The organism is Neisseria sp. 23W00296, assembly GCF_044772855.1.
In the GTDB taxonomy this organism is placed as follows: Bacteria; Pseudomonadota; Gammaproteobacteria; order Burkholderiales; family Neisseriaceae; genus Neisseria.
In genome coordinates this window covers 329,011-346,450 of the sequence record NZ_CP173024.1, presented here as the reverse complement: position 1 = coordinate 346,450, position 17,440 = coordinate 329,011, and the positions used below count along the sequence as shown (strand labels likewise).

Annotated in this window: 15 protein-coding genes; 6 read left to right on the top strand and 9 right to left on the bottom strand. The window is 57.5% G+C overall.

Annotated features, from left to right (window positions below):
* Positions 1 to 276: 276 nt before the first annotated feature.
* A complete protein-coding gene (gene thiL, locus ACG2K1_RS01835) occupies positions 277 to 1,176 on the bottom strand; it encodes a thiamine-phosphate kinase (RefSeq protein WP_395428382.1) in 900 nt (299 codons plus the stop codon).
* Between the two features lie 644 nt (positions 1,177 to 1,820).
* Positions 1,821 to 2,567, bottom strand: coding sequence for an OmpA family protein (locus ACG2K1_RS01830; protein ID WP_395428365.1), 747 nt, complete (start codon positions 2,565 to 2,567; stop codon positions 1,821 to 1,823).
* Between the two features lie 400 nt (positions 2,568 to 2,967).
* On the opposite strand from ACG2K1_RS01830, the gene ACG2K1_RS01825 reads away from it, so the two are divergent.
* Entirely contained in the window at positions 2,968 to 3,918 is a 951-nt protein-coding gene (locus tag ACG2K1_RS01825) for a LysR substrate-binding domain-containing protein (protein WP_395428366.1), read from the top strand.
* Between the two features lie 74 nt (positions 3,919 to 3,992).
* Here the strand turns inward: ACG2K1_RS01825 and fnr are convergent, their stop codons facing one another.
* The gene (fnr, locus tag ACG2K1_RS01820) at positions 3,993 to 4,730 is read right to left on the bottom strand and encodes a fumarate/nitrate reduction transcriptional regulator Fnr (RefSeq protein WP_395428367.1); all 738 of its coding nucleotides are present in this window, start codon (positions 4,728 to 4,730) and stop codon (positions 3,993 to 3,995) included.
* Between the two features lie 136 nt (positions 4,731 to 4,866).
* On the opposite strand from fnr, the gene hemN reads away from it, so the two are divergent.
* Complete coding sequence (hemN, locus tag ACG2K1_RS01815) at positions 4,867 to 6,273, top strand: oxygen-independent coproporphyrinogen III oxidase (protein ID WP_395428368.1); 1,407 nt, start codon at positions 4,867 to 4,869, stop codon at positions 6,271 to 6,273.
* 234 nt (positions 6,274 to 6,507) lie between these two features.
* Positions 6,508 to 7,623, top strand: a complete 1,116-nt coding sequence (gene asd / locus ACG2K1_RS01810) for an aspartate-semialdehyde dehydrogenase (protein WP_395428369.1) — start codon at positions 6,508 to 6,510, stop codon at positions 7,621 to 7,623.
* Positions 7,624 to 8,326: 703 nt separating this feature from the next.
* Here the strand turns inward: asd and ACG2K1_RS01805 are convergent.
* Genes ACG2K1_RS01805 through gmk form a run of 3 tightly spaced genes read right to left on the bottom strand, consistent with a single transcriptional unit; the run spans position 8,327 to position 11,383 of the window.
* The gene (locus tag ACG2K1_RS01805; RefSeq protein WP_395428370.1) at positions 8,327 to 10,483 is read right to left on the bottom strand and encodes a RelA/SpoT family protein; all 2,157 of its coding nucleotides are present in this window, start codon (positions 10,481 to 10,483) and stop codon (positions 8,327 to 8,329) included.
* Positions 10,484 to 10,502: 19 nt separating this feature from the next.
* Positions 10,503 to 10,709, bottom strand: a complete 207-nt coding sequence (gene rpoZ, locus ACG2K1_RS01800; RefSeq protein WP_009426127.1) for a DNA-directed RNA polymerase subunit omega — start codon at positions 10,707 to 10,709, stop codon at positions 10,503 to 10,505.
* A 53-nt stretch (positions 10,710 to 10,762) separates the two neighbouring features.
* A complete protein-coding gene (gene gmk, locus ACG2K1_RS01795; RefSeq protein WP_009426126.1) occupies positions 10,763 to 11,383 on the bottom strand; it encodes a guanylate kinase in 621 nt (206 codons plus the stop codon).
* Between the two features lie 126 nt (positions 11,384 to 11,509).
* Here gmk and ACG2K1_RS01790 point away from each other — a divergent pair, with 126 nt between their 5' ends.
* Positions 11,510 to 12,061 carry an adenine phosphoribosyltransferase gene (locus tag ACG2K1_RS01790; RefSeq protein ID WP_009426125.1) on the top strand — a complete coding sequence of 184 codons (552 nt, stop codon included), beginning with the start codon at positions 11,510 to 11,512 and terminating at the stop codon, positions 12,059 to 12,061.
* A gap of 202 nt (positions 12,062 to 12,263) precedes the next feature.
* On the opposite strand, the gene ACG2K1_RS01785 is transcribed toward ACG2K1_RS01790, so the two are convergent.
* Positions 12,264 to 13,205 carry a serine hydrolase gene (locus ACG2K1_RS01785; protein WP_395428371.1) on the bottom strand — a complete coding sequence of 314 codons (942 nt, stop codon included), beginning with the start codon at positions 13,203 to 13,205 and terminating at the stop codon, positions 12,264 to 12,266.
* Positions 13,206 to 13,535: 330 nt separating this feature from the next.
* On the opposite strand from ACG2K1_RS01785, the gene clpX reads away from it, so the two are divergent.
* Positions 13,536 to 14,786: an ATP-dependent Clp protease ATP-binding subunit ClpX gene (gene clpX / locus ACG2K1_RS01780; RefSeq protein ID WP_395428372.1), complete on the top strand. Its 1,251-nt coding sequence runs from the start codon at positions 13,536 to 13,538 to the stop codon at positions 14,784 to 14,786.
* 309 nt (positions 14,787 to 15,095) lie between these two features.
* On the opposite strand, the gene ACG2K1_RS01775 is transcribed toward clpX, so the two are convergent.
* Positions 15,096 to 15,887 (bottom strand): 3'-5' exonuclease, encoded by a 792-nt coding sequence (locus ACG2K1_RS01775; RefSeq protein WP_395428373.1) that lies wholly within the window; start codon positions 15,885 to 15,887, stop codon positions 15,096 to 15,098.
* A complete protein-coding gene (locus ACG2K1_RS01770) occupies positions 15,884 to 16,399 on the bottom strand; it encodes a hypothetical protein (protein WP_395428374.1) in 516 nt (171 codons plus the stop codon). Before ACG2K1_RS01770 ends, ACG2K1_RS01775 begins: the two co-directional genes overlap by 4 nt.
* Positions 16,400 to 16,540: 141 nt before the next feature.
* Here ACG2K1_RS01770 and ACG2K1_RS01765 point away from each other — a divergent pair, with 141 nt between their 5' ends.
* Positions 16,541 to 17,329 carry a thioredoxin fold domain-containing protein gene (locus tag ACG2K1_RS01765; RefSeq protein ID WP_395428375.1) on the top strand — a complete coding sequence of 263 codons (789 nt, stop codon included), beginning with the start codon at positions 16,541 to 16,543 and terminating at the stop codon, positions 17,327 to 17,329.
* Positions 17,330 to 17,440: the final 111 nt, after the last annotated feature.

Here is a 17,440-nt window from a genome sequence, read left to right as displayed (position 1 = left end):
TGAGCCAAAATAAAAAATCTACGGCGTTGCTGCGCCTTAGCTCGAAGAGGGCGGTTTTCTACGGCATTGGAAATGCCAAGAAAACCTGCCCCGTACTACCTGTACTGTCTACGGCTTGCTGCCTTGTATCTTTTTTATTTTGACTCACTATAAAACTTCGTTTTCAGAAACGCCCTCCCGCGAAGGTGGAAGCGGCCTTAGAAACTTCACGCGGAAAGGCCGATACGGATTGGCGACAATGTCGGAAACTCCGAACAGGTTTTCAAACGCCGCTGCTCAGGAAAAATGGTCGTAACCGCCGCGTGCCAAATGTATCGGCCGCCCCGCCGCATCGCGCACCTGTAGGCCGTGTTGCGCCGTAATCCTGCCGATGCGGCAGACCTCCGTTTGACACTGCCGCGCCGCCTGCTCCACTTCGGCGCGCCGCGCCGGAGAAGCGGTAAACAGCAGCTCGTAATCGTCGCCGCCTGCCAGCACGCATTGCCGCCGCACCACTTCGGGCAGGCACTCCCGCAAGACAGGCAGAACGGGCAGCCTGTCTTCCTCAATCTCCGCGCCGACGCCCGATGCATCGAGAATATGCGTCAAATCCTGTATCAGGCCGTCTGAAATATCCTGCGCGGCATTGGCCAGCGTTAACAGTGCCTGTCCCAAAGCCACGCGCGGCACGGGGCGCAGCAGAGCCCCGCAGCAATGCTCTGCGGCCGGTTCGGGCAAAACCGCCTTGCCCAGCATATGCTGCAAAGCTGCCGCCGCCGAGCCGATATGCCCCGACACCCAAACATCGTCGCCCACCCGCGCCCCGCTGCGGCGCAATCCCAAACCCTGCGGCACATCGCCGATAATCGTGACGTTGAAGACTGAATGTCCTTTGGTGGTATCCCCACCAATCAGCGAAACGCCGTATTCGGCACAAAGCGCGAAAAAACTGTCGCAAAACAAGCGCAGCCATGTTGCATCCAGCTCGGGCAGCGCCGCACTCAGCAACACCCAGCGCGGCCGCGCACCCATCGCCGCCATGTCCGACAAATTAACCGCCAAAACCTTGTGCGCCACATCCTGCGGCGCCGTATCGGCAAAAAAATGCCTCCCCGCCAGCAACATATCGCTGCTAACACACAAATCCCTACCCCGTTCGGGACGAACCACGGCTGCATCATCGCCAATCCCAAGCAATACCGCCTTGTCTTTCGCCGCATCGGCAAGATAGGTTTTGATAAAGTCAAACTCGTTCATTGTCTGCCGCCTCCTGTATTTACGTTTTTTATTCTGCTGTTTTTATTTCGCCGTTTTGGTTCCATTGTTTTCTGTACTGTATTTTCCAAATGCAAAAAAAACACCGGATTTGCCATTTTTTGCCGCCGCCATTCACAGCTTAGACTTTGGCAGCACGCAACCATCGCACACCGCTTCATTTTCAGCCGGACAAAATCAGGGAACAAAACGCCGGGCAGCAAATTTTCCATTTCGGCCGATTATATCTGCGTAAAACCAAACTGAAACAACACGGAAAGATACAAGGCCGCAAGCCGCAGACAGTACACCTAAGTACGGGCAGGTTTGCTTGGCATTTTTAATACCTTACTTAGCACACCTGCCCTCTTCGAGCTAAGACACAGCAACGCCGTAGATTTTCGTGTTGGTTCACTATATTTAACCGCACTGCGGCATTTCCGTCAGGCCGTCTGAAAACAAATAAATGCCCCACCCGACGAAGCTGCTACCACAAACAAAACGGCTACCCTGCACACATCAAAAAACCGCACATAAAACCCATGAAAAGAAAAAACCCCGCATTCGCGGGGTTTTTTAAAATCATCTTACCAACGGGTGTAACCGTGGATGCTGGAACGCTCACCCGGCAACCAGTGGTTGTCGCTGGCAGGACGCTCTCCGACAGCTTCAGCACCGGCAGAAACCTGACGCTGAACTACGCTGCGGATTTTCACATCTACGCGGCGGTCGGGTTCGATACATGCGATCAACTGTGCACGGCGTTTGGCTTTGGACAGTTTTTTGCCTTTGAGCTGGTCTTCGCAGGTTGCGGTCATCTGAGCTTGGGATTCGCCCAAACCGACTGCGGAAATCTTGCCTGCGGGTACGCCTTGGTTTACAAGGTAGTTTGCCACTACATTGGCGCGGCGTTCGGACAGAGCCTGGTTGTACTGCTCGGAGCCCATGAAGTCGGTATGGCCTTCTACGCGGACAGCCTGTACGTTTTCGTTGGACAGGCGGCCTGCCAAGTCGTTCAGGGTGTCGATGGCCTGCGGACGCAGGTTGTCTTTGTCGAAGCCGAACAGGGTGTTGGCGGACAGCGATACGGTTTCGTCTACAAATTCGGGAGCGGCAGGAGCTTGGGCTTCTGCGTCGCCGCACTCGATACGACCCTGTGTCGCTTTGTCGAAGTACATGGTACGCCAGCACTCTTCATAGTTGTTGCGGACGATTTCCTGAGATTCGCGGCTGACTACATAGCCGTGTTTGGTATGCGGCTCACTGGCTGCCAATGCGTTGGCAGAAGCGATAGCGGCAACGATTAATGCACCTAATTTAAGCTGTTTGGTCATTATTATTCCCTCATCAAAAGATTGTTAATGCAATGACCTGTGAGACCATTACAAAGCACAATATACAGGCCGCAGCGTGACGGCAACCAGAATATACAAGTCCGCACTATAAAAATCCCGATGCAAACTGTCAATATCCCGCTGCCTCCTGTGCGGGCAGCAACCTGTTTCCTAATGCCGCATCATGCCGAAAAATCAATTTTCTGTCACTTATTTACCGGAAAAAACGCTGCCTCCTTTATTAAAGTTGCGCAAAAACAACAGGAACTTTTTACCGCCAGACACTTCCGCCATTCGCCGTTGCAGCTCTCCAACCCTTTATCTGCCGCGGTTTTCTGCCATTAGGATTTGTTTTTATGTTAAAGTCCGCAGCCCGATTCCGCATTCCGCCGCCATACTTATGAAACTGCAACAGCTGCGCTACGCGCTCGAAGTCTACAAACACAATCTCAACGTCTCCGAAGCGGCGGATGCTCTGTTCACGTCGCAGCCCGGCGTATCCAAGCAAATCCGCCTTTTGGAAGAGGAACTCGGCATCCGCATCTTTATCCGCAGCGGCAAGCGCATCGTTTCCGTTTCGCAGCCGGGCAAGGCGGTTTTACAGACGGCCGAGAGGATTTTGCACGATATCCAAAACATCAAAAACATCGGCAGCGAGTTTGCCAAACAAGACGGCGGGGTGCTCACGCTCGCCGCCACGCACACTTTGGCGCGCTATGTTTTACCGCCTGTGGTGGCGCAGTTTGCCAAAGCCTATCCGAAGGTGCGGCTGGTTATCCGACAAGGGACACCCGAGGAAATCCGCCGGATGGTTTCAGAAGGCATGACGGATTTTGCCGTGACATCGGAACTTTCCGATTACGGCACGGAGCTGCGCGGCATTTCCTGTTCGAGCTGGCATTACGGTCTGCTCGTGCCGAACGATCATCCGCTGCTCGATCACAAAGGCGCACTGTCTGTCCGAGCCATTGCGTCCTATCCCTTAATCGCCTACGAATCTGCTTTCGTGCGCGGCAGCGTACTTTCGCGCGCGTTCGCCAAAGCAGACATTGCCGAACCGGAGATCGCCGTCTCGGTGGCCGACAACGATGCGCTGAAAACCTACGTCCGACTGGGACTGGGCGTCGGCCTGATGGCCAAGCCGGCCTACGACAAAACGGCAGATGCGGATCTGACGCTGGTCGATATTCCCTATCTTACCGAACCCTGCCACACCGGCCTGCTGCTGCGCAGCGACAGCTATCTGCGCGGATATGTTTACGGTTTTATCGAACTCTTCGATCCGTCTTTAACCAAGGCGCGGCTCGACCAACTTCTGTATACGCCCGTTGTCGAAGACTTTTCGATTTAGGCCGTCTGAAAAAGCAAAAGCGCCGCAGAACGTTTGCTCTGCAGCGCTTTTGCTTTTTCAGACGGCCTCTTTATTCAAACTGTGTGCATACTGCCGCCGGATACCATTCTGTTCAGCACTTCCGGTTTCAGTAATTTGATGTGTTTATGCTCCACCGAAATCAGCTCTTCCTGATGGAAACGCGAAAGCGTGCGGCTGACCGTTTCCAGTTTCAGCCCCAAATAGCTGCCGATTTCCTCGCGCGACATACGCAGGATGAAATCATTGGCGGCAAAACCCCTGTGGTGCAGCCTTTGCGACAAGTTCAGCAAAAAGGCGGCAATCCGCTCTTCGGCACGCATATTGCCCAACAGCAGCATCACACCCTGATCGCGCACAATCTCGCGGCTCATCAGGCGGAAGAAATGCGTTTGGATGCTCGGAATCACTTTGCTGAGCTCTTCCATATGGCCGAACGGCAACTCGCACACCTCGCTGTCTTCCAAAGCCACCGCATCGCAACTGTGCGCATGCGTACAGATACCGTCCATCCCGATCAATTCGCCGGACATAAAAAAACCGGTTACCTGATCGCGGCCGTCCTGCGAAGCGACAGTCGTTTTGAAAAAACCGGTGCGGATGGCGAAAAGGGAATGGAAAGACTCGCCCGAACGGAACAGAAACTCGCCTTTTTTCAGCCTGTGGCTCTGTCGGATAACGGTGTCCAACTGCTCGAATTCATTGGGACGCAGGCCGACGGGCAGGCACAGCTCGCGCAGCGAACAGGTCGAACAAAGCGTCTTCATCGGTTGTAGCAAAGTGTGTGCGGCCATACTGGTTACAGTCCTTAATTTTTTGCACCTGAGGCAAACTGTATACAATTCGCCTTGACTAATATCAAAGTATCATCATCGGCTTTGTGCCATTCTAGCAAACTACCATACATTTACCAACATCAAACCCTTCCGCATGAAAATCATCAACATAATCAACAAAGAAAAGCCGGAATTCGACCGCAACCTCATCGCTTCCCTCCCCGCCAGCGGCCCGCGCTACACCTCCTACCCCACTGCCGACCGCTTCCACAAAGATTTCGGTGAAAACGAATACATCGAAACCCTCGCCCTGCGCAGCGCGGGCGCACTCAACAAACCCCTGTCCCTCTACATCCACATCCCCTTCTGCGACACCATCTGCTACTACTGCGGCTGCAACAAAATCATCACCAAAGACAAAACCCGCGCCGACGAGTACCTCGGCTATCTCGAACGCGAAATGGAACTGCTCGCCCCCCACCTCGGAGGCAAAAATCCCCTCGCCCAACTCCACTTCGGCGGCGGCACCCCCACCTTCCTTTCAGACGGCCAACTCGACCGCGTCTTCGCCATGATACGCCGCCACTTCAACCTCCTGCCCGACGGCGAATACTCCATCGAAATCGACCCGCGCAAAGTCAGCCGCGAAACCGTGCACCACCTCGGCCGCCTCGGCTTCAACCGCATGAGCGTCGGCATCCAGGATTTCGACCCCAAAGTGCAGCAGGCCGTCAACCGCATCCAAAGCGTCGAAGAGACCCGCACCGTTATCGAAGCCGCCCGCGAAGCCGACTTCAAATCCGTCAGCGTCGACCTCATCTACGGCCTGCCCCACCAAAGCCTCGCAAGCATCAAGCCCACCCTCGACACCGTCCTCTCCCTCGATCCCGACCGCCTCGCCCTCTACCACTACGCCCACCTCCCCCACATCTTCAAACCCCAGCGGCGCATCGACACCGACGCCGTCCCCTCCAGCGAAGAAAAACTCGACATCCTGCAATACGCCGTCGAGCGCCTATCCGACGCAGGCTACGTCTTCATCGGCATGGACCACTTCGCCAAACCCGACGACGAACTCTCCGTCGCCCTGCGCGAAGGCTTTCTGCAACGCAACTTCCAAGGCTATTCCACCTACGCCGACTGCGACCTCGTCGCCATCGGCGTTTCCGCCATCGGCAAAATCGGCTGCACCTACGAACAAAACGAGCGCAACATCACCGACTACTACGCCGCCCTCGACGCCGGACGCCTGCCCGTCATGCGCGGCTACCGCCTCACCCGCGACGACATCCTGCGGCGCAACATCATCCAAGACCTCATGTGCCGCTTCGCCCTCGACTTCCGCGTCTACCAAGACACCTTCGCCATCCCCTTCTCCCAATACTTCGCCGACGAACTGGCCGACCTCGAACAAATGGAACGCCTCGGCCTGGTCAAACTCAAAACCAACGGCCTCACCGTCACCCCCAAAGGCCGCTTCCTCATCCGCAACATCGCCATGGTCTTCGACTACCACCTGCGCCACCGCGAAACCACCGCCCAATACTCGCAAACCGTATAAAGCACAAAGGCCGTCTGAAAGAGGTTAAAACCTTTCAGACGGCCTCATACTTCGCGCACGCCAACCGTCCGACAAAAAGGCCGTCTGAAAACAGAAAAACACCCTTTTCAGACGGCCTCAAAGCCCAAAAAGGCCGTCTGAAAAGAGTGCCGCATAAAAAACTTTACTTTTCCCCCGCACAGGTTTAAAACGCGCGCTTTCCTTTCTTCACCAACACCCAAACGGAGACACATCATGAAAGTAGGTTTCGTCGGCTGGCGCGGCATGGTCGGTTCAGTATTGATGCAGCGCATGCGCGAAGAAAACGACTTCGCCCACATCCCCGACGCGTATTTCTTCACCACATCCAACGTAGGCGGCGCGGCACCCGATTTCGGCCAGGCCGCCAAAACGCTGCTCGATGCCAACAACATCGCCGAATTGGCGAAAATGGACATTATCGTTACCTGCCAGGGCGGCGATTACACCAAATCCGTATTCCAAAGCCTGCGCGATTCGGGCTGGAACGGCTACTGGATTGATGCGGCATCTTCGCTGCGTATGGCCGACGACGCGATTATCGTGCTCGACCCCGTCAACCGCAACGTCATCGATGCCGGCCTGCAAAACGGCGTGAAAAACTACATCGGCGGCAACTGCACAGTATCGCTGATGCTGATGGCGCTCGGCGGCCTGTTCCAAAACGACCTCGTCGAATGGGCAACCAGCATGACCTATCAGGCCGCCTCCGGCGCGGGTGCGAAAAATATGCGCGAACTCATCAGCGGCATGGGCGCGATTCACAGCCAAGTAACCGCCGAGCTGGCCGACCCGGCAAGCGCGATTCTCGACATCGACCGAAAAGTGTCCGATTTTTTACGCTCTGACTCCTATCCCAAAGCCAACTTCGGCGTACCGCTTGCCGGCAGCCTGATTCCGTGGATTGACGCGGATTTGGGCAACGGCCAGTCGAAAGAAGAATGGAAAGGCGGCGTGGAAACCAACAAAATCCTCGGCCGCAGCGCCAATCCCACCGTTATCGACGGCCTGTGCGTGCGCGTCGGCGCAATGCGCTGCCACAGCCAGGCCATCACGCTGAAGCTGAAAAAAGACCTGTCCGTAGCCGAAATCGAAAGCATTTTGGCCGGTGCGAACGACTGGGTGAAAGTCATCCCCAACGAAAAAGAAGCCAGCATTCACGAGCTGACCCCCGCCAAAGTAACCGGCACGCTGTCCGTACCCGTCGGCCGTATCCGCAAACTCGGCATGGGCGGCGAATACATCAGCGCGTTTACCGTAGGCGACCAGCTCCTCTGGGGTGCGGCCGAACCCCTGCGCCGCGTACTGCGGATTATCTTAGGCTCGCTGTAAAACCGCCCGATTGGGCTTGACCGCTTAAAAGGCCGTCTGAAACGGAAAACCGGTTTTCAGACGGCCTTTATCTTTCTTTATGCAGCGTAGCAAAGGCTCAGCACAAAATTTGAATCATGCAGCCCGAAAACCCGAAAGGCCGTCTGAAACCGCCAACTCTCCCACTCTCTTTACTCCCTCCCCTGCGCCACAAGCGCGGGAGAGGGTCGGGGTGGGTGACAGTTCGCAGAGCTGCATTCGCTGCCGCTCCCGCAAAAGTTGCCGCAACGACATAAGCCCCGCCCCAGCCCTCCCCTACGGGCGGAAAAGGGAGTTCAGTCGTCCCACCGCTTTCAGACAGCCTTTTGCCTCCGATGAAGGGTTACACGGCAAAACCGCCACTCTTCATTTACACAGAGGCCGTCTGAAAACAAAAAACAGCTTTCAGACGGCCTTTATCTTTCTTTATGCAACGTAGGGTCTGTTGACAATCAGCCTTGCGGCGGTATTTTTGGTAAAAATCCGTGCCTGCCGCGTCAAAAATGCTCGCAAGGTGTCCAACCTTGCTACGCTTTTTCCTTGCAAACACGAATTTTTCCTCAAAAAACCGCTTCGCAAGCTGAATGTCAACAGCCCCTAGCAAAGACTCAGCACAAGATGTAAATCAGGCCGTCTGCAAAACCTTTTTCGGTTTTTCAGACGGCCTCTCGTTTACGCTTGGGATTTACAAACGGGTGACGCGGCGTACCTGCGGGATGGTGTGCAGGGCGTGGATGATGCTGTTGAGCTGTTTGAGATCCTGCGTTTTGATGCGGAATTTGAATTCGATAAAGCCTTCCGTGCCCGACTGGCTTTGCGAGGGCGTTTCCACGGCTTCGATGTCGGCGCCCTGCTCGGACATGGCCATCGCCATGGCCGCCAGCAGGCCGTGGCTGTCCTGCGAGGCGACAAGCAGGACGGTGTGGTAGGTGTGGCCACCGATGTTTTCCCAGTCGGCGTCAAGCTGCTGGTCGGGATCGCTTTTGAGCAGGTTGGGGCAGGTTTCGCGGTGGATAATCAGCCCTTGGTCTTTAATCAGGATGGCGCGGATGGCGTCGCCGGGTATCGGGTTGCAGCATTGGCCGAGGTGGACGCGGCCGGTTTCGTTGCCGCTGATTTTTATCGGGCTGAGGCGCACTTCGCCGCCGAGGTGCTGTCCCGCCAGCTCGGCAATGTGCATGGCAACGGAAACGGGCAGGGTGTGCCCCATGCCGACGCTGTACAGCACGTCTTCAAAGCTGGTTTGTTTTTCGGTGAGGTCGGCAAGATAGGCTTCTTTGAGTTCTTCCGACAGGAGGACGTCGCGCGGCAGAAGGCCGGCGAGGGCTTTTTGCAGCAGGTTTTCGCCCAGTTCGACGGCGTCGCGGCGGTTCATGTTTTTGATGTAGCTGCGGATGGCGCTGCGGGCGCGGCCGGAAACAGCGAAGTTGAGCCAGGCGGCGTTCGGCCGTGCCTGATCGGAGGTGACGATTTCGACGGTATCGCCGGTTTTCAGGCGGGTACGCAGCGGCACCATGCTGTTGTTGACGCGGGCGGCGGCGGTGCGGTTGCCGATGTCGGTGTGCACGGCGTAGGCGAAGTCGATGGGGGTTGCGCCTTCGGGCAGTACGAGGATGCGGCCTTTAGGGGTGAAGATGTAGACTTCGCTGGGGAAAAGGTCGACTTTGACGTGTTCGAGGAATTCGACGGCGTTGGCCGAACGCGCCTGCAAGTCGAGAATGTTTTGCAGCCATTTGTTGGCGTTGAGCGTGGCCTGGTCGGGTCGGTCGTCGCCCGATTTGTACACCCAGTGGCTGGCAACGCCGCTTTCGGCAACGGCATTCATCTCGCGGGTGCGTATCTGCACTTCTATCGGCAGGCCGTGCGGGCCGGTGAGTGTGGTGTGCAGGCTTTGGTAGCCGTTGCTTTTGGGGATGGCGATGTAGTCTTTGAATTTGCCGGGCTTGGGCTGGTAGAGGCCGTGCAGCGCGCCGAGTGCGGCGTAGCAGGCGGGGATGCTGTTGGTGATGACGCGGAAGCCGTAGATGTCCATCACTTCGTCGAAGCGCAGGTGTTTGTTGCGCATTTTCTGATGGATGCTGTACAAGTTTTTTTCACGCCCTTTGATTTGCGCTTCGATGTTGACGCCGACCAGCCGCTGGCTGAACGCCGCCAGCACTTTGCCGACGATGTCGCGCCGGTTGCGGCGGAAGTTGTTCATCGCTTTTTGCAGGGTGCGGTAGCGCGACGGGTAGATGTTTTGGAAGGAGAGATCCTGCAATTCGCGGTAAACGGGGTTGAGGCCGATGCGGTTGGCAATCGGGGCATAGATTTCCAGCGTTTCCTGCGAGATGCGGCGACGTTTGTCGGGGCGCATCGAGCCGAGCGTGCGCATATTGTGCAGGCGGTCGGACAGTTTGACGATGATGACGCGCATGTCTTTGGTCATCGCCAGAATCAGCTTGCGGAAGCTCTCGGCCTGATGTTCGGTTTGGTTGTCGTATTGCAGTTTTTCCAGCTTGGAGAGACCGTCTACCATATCGGCGATGGCGTCGCCGAACTCGGCAGCCATTTCCTCTTTGGTGACACCCGTGTCTTCCAAGACGTCGTGCATCAGCCCCGCGCTGAGCGTTTGGATGTCCATATGCCATTTGGCCAGCTCGGTGGCAACGGCAATCGGATGGGTGATGTAGGGCTCGCCGCTTTTGCGCGTTTGTCCGTCGTGGGCGGAAAAGGCGTAGGCGCAGGCTTTTTCCAGGCGCTCCAAATCTTCTTTGGGAAGGTAGGACGCGGCATCGAACAGCAGGCCGCGCGCTTGGGCGGTCAGCGGATCGTAGGGGGCGGCGGGCGCGGGGACGGACATTTTCAGACGGCCTGAAACGTTATTTGCTGCGGTTGAGGATATCGGCCGTGACCTGTCCGGCAGCGATTTCGCGCAATGCTGTGACGGTGGGCTTGTCATTGCGCACGTCGTCCACCAGCGGCGCGGTGCCGTTTTCCAGCTGGCGGGCGCGGCGGGCGGCGGCAAGTGTCAGGTCGAAATGGTTGGTGATTTTGTCGGAACAGTCTTCTACGGTGATGCGTGCCATTTTCGGGTTTCCTTGTTTGTTTGAGAATTGGTTTGAGACGGATTCGGAGAAATTCAGAAATTTTCCGAGAGCAGGTGTTCGATAAAGTTCTGCTGCCGCTCCAGAGTCTGCCTGTGCGCACGGATAATCGCGCCCAGCTGGGCTTCGGCCTCGGCCAGATCGCGGTTGACGACGATGTAGTCGAACAGCAGCGACTGTTCGATTTCGCCGCGCGCCTGGCGCAGCCTTTTTTCCACCACTTCCGGCGCGTCGGTGCCGCGCCCGCGCAGGCGTTCGGCCAGCTCGGCGAAACTCGGCGGCAGGATAAAGATGCCGACGGCTTCGGGCAGGGCGCGGCGAACCTGCTCGGCACCTTGTACGTCGATTTCCAAAATCACGTCGAAGCCTTCGTTTTGCAGGGCTTTGAGGCCGGCGAGGCTGGTGCCGTAATAATTGCCGAACACGTTGGCATGTTCGAGAAAGCCGCCCGCATCGGCCATTTCTTCAAATTCCGCCGTGCCGACGAAATAATAATGCTCGCCGTGCCGCTCGCCTTCACGCGGGGCGCGGGTGGTGTGCGATATGGAAACGCGCACGTCGGCATGGGCGGACAGCAGGCGCGACACCAGCGTTGTTTTGCCCGTGCCCGAAGCGGCGGAAATGATGAAAATATTGCCGGGATTTTTTGCGCTCATGATACGGAAATCGCGTGGAATAAGGCTTCGGATTATAGCGCAACCGCGACGGAATAGAAAATTTGTTACAATGCCGCTTTTGCTTTGACAACGAGGATTACGGCGGTGTTGATTCATCCCGAAGTGATGGGCGTGGAAGCCCTTTTTGAAAAAATGCGCACGATTCCCGACTGGCCGGAAAAGGGGATTCTGTTTCACGACATTACGCCGATTCTGCAAAGCCCGCAGTATTTCCGCCTGCTGGTGGATCTGCTGGTCTACCGCTACATGGATCAGAAAATCGACGCCGTGGCGGGTTTGGACGCGCGCGGCTTTATCATCGGCGCGGCGCTGGCCTACCAGTTGAACGTCGGCTTCGTCCCCATCCGCAAAAAAGGCAAGCTGCCTTTCAAAACCGTGTCGCAGAAATACGCGCTGGAATACGGCGAGGCAACGGTGGAAATCCACACCGACGCACTGCAGCCGGGCGCACGCATGCTGCTGGTGGACGACTTGGTGGCCACGGGCGGCACGATGCTGGCGGGCGCGGAGCTGATCCGCCGCCTCGGCGGCAATGTGGTGGAAGCCGCCGCCATTTTGGAATTTACCGATCTGCCGGGCGGACAACGCATCCGCGACGCGGGCGTGCCGCTGTTTACGCTCTACCAAAACGAAGGCTGTATGCCCGATATCGCCTGAGGCCGTCTGAAAAAAAGGCCGTCTGAAAATGCCGAAAGGCTTTCAGACGGCCTTTTCGTATGGCGGCAAACCATACCCGCCGCTGTTTCAAACCGCTTTCGTATCCGAACCGGCCTGCGTCCGCGCATCGGATGAGGCCGTCTGAAAACGCCGGAACGTTTCAGACGGCCTCTTTGAATGCTGCAAGCCGCAGCCGCCGTTTTTAAGACGGCCTCTGCATCATCCAGCTTTGGATTTTGCGCGCGTCGTTGACGCGGGTGGTGGTGGTGGGCGAATTGAGCAGCACGATGGTTACCGGCTCGCTGCCGATTCTGGCTTTCACCACCATCGAACGACCCGACTCGCGGATATAGCCCGTTTTCTGCAATTCTATATCCCACAAGCCTTCGCGCACGAGGGCGTTGGAATTTTTATAGTTCTGCTGGCGGCCGACACTGGTGTACACCGAGCCGTAGGTGGATGTGCTGTTGCGGCGTATTTGCGGATATTTGGCCGCCGCGTTCGCCAGTTTGCTCAAATCGGCGGCGGTGGACACGTTGCGGTAGTCCAGGCCGGTGGGCTCGTAAAAACGGCTGCTGGCCATGCCCAGGCTCTGCGCTTTGGCATTCATCGCGGCGACAAACGCACCCATGCCGCCCGGATAGGTGCGCCCCAACGCGTGGGTGGCGCGGTTTTCGCTCGACATCAGACTCAGGTGCAAAAGCTGCGCCCGCGTCAGCTGCGTACCCACCGAAAGGCGGCTGCCCGTGCCTTTGAGGCGGTCGATTTCGTCTTCCGTGATGGTAATCACCTCGTCCATATTCAGGCGCGCGTCCAGCGTCACCATCGCCGACATCAGTTTGGAAATCGACGCGATGGGCATCACGCGGTTCATGTTTTTCTGATACAGCACTTCGCCTGTGCGGTTGTTCATAATCAAAGCCGACTGCGAAGCCAAAAGCGGGCCTGCGATGGCGGCCTGCGCTTCGAGCATATCGCCCGGATTGTTGGCAAGGAAAGTGCCCAACGGATCCTGCTCGGTGGGGAAATTCTGTTGCAGAAACTGGCCGAGCACGTCCAAATCGTCGGCGGCGGCATTGAGGGGGAACAGGCTCAGGCCGAGCAGAACGGCGGCGGCCTTTTTGTAAAACCGGGTTGCGTACATCGTGTTATCCGTAAAATTGCAAAGATTCGTCCGGCGGCGCGACACAAAGACGGGGAGGCCGTCTGAAAATATTTTTTATTCCGCGCCATCGGCTTAGGGAGAAGCGCTGCCTGTTTGAGGTCGCGGCGCATTGTCTGTGAAAAGCAAACGCCTTGTAAAGCGGGCAGACGCAGTTTTGCACGAGTTTTCGTTTCCGCCGCCAGCGCCCCTGCCGCCGCACTGCCTTGTCAGGCCGTCTGAAAATTGAAAAAACCACGGCCGATCATTATAATCGCCCACTTTTTTCAGACTTTCAGACGGCCTGTCCGTTTGCGCTGCCGAGGTAAAACCATGACCACAGAAAACCGCCACTGCTCCTTTTGCGGCAAATCCGAGCAGGAAGTCAAACACCTGATTGAAGGCCAAGACGCCTATATCTGCAACGAATGCGTGGAAACCTGCGGCGTGATGCTCGAAGCCGACGACGGTGCCGGCAAGGCAGACGGCAGCGACGGTACCACAGACAAACTGCCCACGCCCGCCGAAATCGTCGCCAACCTCGATGACCACGTTATCGGCCAGGAACAGGCGAAAAAAGCCCTCGCCGTCGCCGTCTACAACCACTACAAACGCCTGCGCCACCCGCAGGCGGGCGGCAAAGTCGAACTGTCCAAATCCAACATCCTCCTCATCGGCCCGACCGGATCGGGCAAAACCCTGCTGGCGCAGTCGCTGGCGCGCAAACTCGACGTGCCCTTCGTGATGGCCGACGCCACCACGCTCACCGAAGCGGGCTATGTCGGCGAAGACGTCGAGCAAATCATCACCAAGCTCTTGGGTAAATGCGATTTCAACGTGGAAAAAGCCCAGCGCGGCATTGTTTACATCGACGAAATCGACAAAATCTCGCGCAAAAGCGACAACCCCTCCATCACCCGCGACGTGTCGGGCGAAGGCGTGCAGCAGGCGCTGCTCAAACTCATCGAAGGCACGGTTGCCAGCGTGCCCCCGCAGGGCGGGCGCAAGCATCCCAACCAGGATTTCGTCCAAGTCGACACCACCAACATCCTCTTCATCTGCGGCGGCGCGTTTGCCGGTTTGGAAAAAGTCATCCGCCAGCGCACCGAAAAAGGCGGTATCGGCTTCGGTGCGTCGGTGCACAGCAAAGACGAAAACGCCGCCATCACCGAGCTGTTTGAAATCGTCGAGCCGGAAGACTTAATCAAATTCGGCCTGATTCCCGAACTGATCGGCCGCCTGCCCGTAATCGCCACCCTGGCCGAACTCGACGAAGACGCACTCATCAACATCCTCACCGAGCCGAAAAACGCGCTGGTGAAACAATATCAGGCGCTGCTGGCCATGGAAGGGGCGGAACTCGAATTTGAAGAAGCCGCCCTGCGCGCCATCGCCAAACTCGCCATGAGCCGCAAAACCGGCGCGCGCGGCCTGCGCTCCATCGTCGAACGCGCCCTGATGGAAACCATGTACCGCCTGCCCGACCTGCCGCAGGTGAAAAAAGTGCTCATCACCGCCGACGTTATCGACAAACAGCAACCGCCGCTGCTGTTCTTGGAAAACGGCGAAGAATATAAGGGATAAGCCGCCACACGCCAAAAGGCCGTCTGAAAGTCTCGCACAAGGCTTTCAGACGGCCTTTCCCTATTAACCGGGTGCAGGGACTGCTGGCAACCTTTGCGGCGCACGCGGTTTTTGATTTTTTTGCGGGCAACAGCCTGAATGGTTTTGTCGGAACATTGGGGACGCGTGCGTCGCTGTGCGACACAACCTACGCATCGGCGGAAAAAACGTCAGATCGTCTGAAAAAGGCCGTCTGAAAAAGGCCGTCTGAAAAAGGCCGTCTGAAAACCGCTTTCGCGGTTTTCAGACGGCCTTTCGCCTATCTGTCTCTCAGCCCCAGGCAGCGAGAAATTCGCGCCAGTGCGGCTGTTCGGACAGGCCGGACAGGTAGTTTTTCAGGCGGCGGATTTCCTGTTCGTATTCGTCGGCGTCGAGCGCGCCGTTCATCAGGCGGAAGCGCAGGTACATCAGATAGGTGTTGGCGGCGTCGGTTTCGCAGTAGTCGCGGATGTCTTTCAGACGGCCTGCGTGGAAGGCTTCCCATACTTTGCCGCCGTCCATGCCGAGTTTGCCGGGGAAGCCGCAGAGTTTGGCCATGTCGTCCAGCGGCACGGCGGCGCGGGCTTGGTAGAGGGAGAGCAAATCCATCAGGTCGCAATGGCGGCTGTGGTAACGGCTGATGTAGTTGTTCCATTTGAAGTCGCGGCTGTCGCCGAAGTCGCCTTCGCCGGTGTCCCAGTAGCGGGCGGCGGTGATGCCGTGGATAAGGGCGCGGTAGTGCAGAACGGGCAGGTCGAAGCCGCCGCCGTTCCAGCTCACCAGCTGCGGCGTGTGGCTTTCCACCAGCTCGAAAAAGCGGGCGATGACGGTTTCTTCGTCGTCGCCGATTTCGCCTATCGTGCCGACGTGGATTTTGTCCTGCCCCCAGCGCATGCAGCAGGATATGGCGACGACGCGTTGCAGGTGCAGTGGCATGAAATCGCTGCCGGTTTTGGCGCGGCGTTTCTGCTGCGCGAACTCCACCACTTCGGCGTCGGAGAGTTCGGCGGGCAGGCCGTAAAGGGTGCGGATGCCGCGCACGTCGGGCACGGTTTCGATGTCGAAGGCGAGGATGGGGGTCATGGGTTTTCTTCCTTGGCGGGTTGCGGGCGGATTTGCTTTTGCAGCCACTCTTCCCATTCGGGGTGGCGGCGGCACAGAGTTTCGTGCCAATAAAGGCAGCCGAACAGGATTTCGACCGTCTGCGGGCTTGGCGGCAGAGCAAACAGGGCGTGCACGAGTGCTTCCGCTTTTTCAACAGCGGTATCGCCGTGCATGCCGACCCAATCGCCGAAGGTGCGGCAGGTTTCGAGGTGCAAACCGTCGGACGCGGCGAGGATTTCCGTCTGCCACGCCGTCCAATCCGCACCGCCCGAAAGCACTTCGTACAGCCAGCATTTGACGTTTTCCAAACCGCGCATCTGCGGCGAGTGCAGCAGGCGCAAGACGGCTGCGTGTGCCGTCTGAAAATCTTCGCCGGCGAATCGGTCGGGCAGGAGATACAGGGCTCTGTTGCGGCGGTTTTCCGGCAGGGCGGACAAAATGACGAGGCATTCCTGCGGCGTGTGCCAGTCGGGCAGGCTGGGTTGGGTCATGGAGTAAAGCCGGTTTCTTCGGTTTGAAACGGGCGGATTGTGCGGCAAGCGGCGTTTTTTGTCATGCAAATTGGCAGGCGCAAACGGCATTTTTTCGGCATAATGGCGGCCGCTTTTCAATTTGAGGAAACCAAAGCCGCTATGAACAAAAAAATCCTGCCCGTCCTGACAGCCGCGCTGATGCTGGCCGCCTGCGGACAAAACCAGGCGCAAGTCGCACACCATCCCGCCAAATCCGCCGCACAACAGGGCGCCAAAGCCGATGCCGCTGTGGAACAAACCATCCGCACGGCGCTGGAAAAAGCCTATGCCGAGCAGCAGCTCAAAGTCCAAAGCGTCCGCCCCACGCCGATGGCGGGCATTTACGAAGCCGTGTTGAGCGGCAAAACCATCGTCTACAGCGACGCCAAAGGCGAATTCATGATAGTCGGCGACATGATCGACATCAAAAACCGCAAAAGCCTCACCGACGAGCGCACCGCCGAGCTGAGCGCCATCGACTACAACAGCCTGCCCTTCGACATGGCCATCAAAGAAGTGCGCGGCAACGGCAAGCTGCAAGTGGCGGTATTCTCCGATCCCGACTGCCCGTTCTGCAAAAAACTGGAACACGAGTTTGCCAAAATGACCGACATCACGATTTACAGCTTTATGATGCCTTTGGCGAGCCTGCATCCCGACGCGGCGCGCAAAGCCGAACAAATCTGGTGCCAAAGCGACCGCACCGCCGCCTGGATCAACTGGATGCGCAAAGGCGTCATGCCGCCGCAGGTTGCCGCTTGCGACAACCCCGTCGCCGAAACCACTTCGCTGGGCGAACAGTTCGGCTTCCACGGCACCCCCGCCATCGCCTTCCCCAACGGCAAAACCACGGCAGGCTACGTGCCCATGCCGCAGCTGGAAAAACTCATCAAAGACAACCAGAAATAAGGCCGCAACACAGAGGCCGTCTGAAACCGCCCGGGTTTCAGACGGCCTTTTTTCAGACGGCAACCTTTGGGGGCGGCCGTCTGAAAACATTGTTGGGGCGCAGAATGTGTG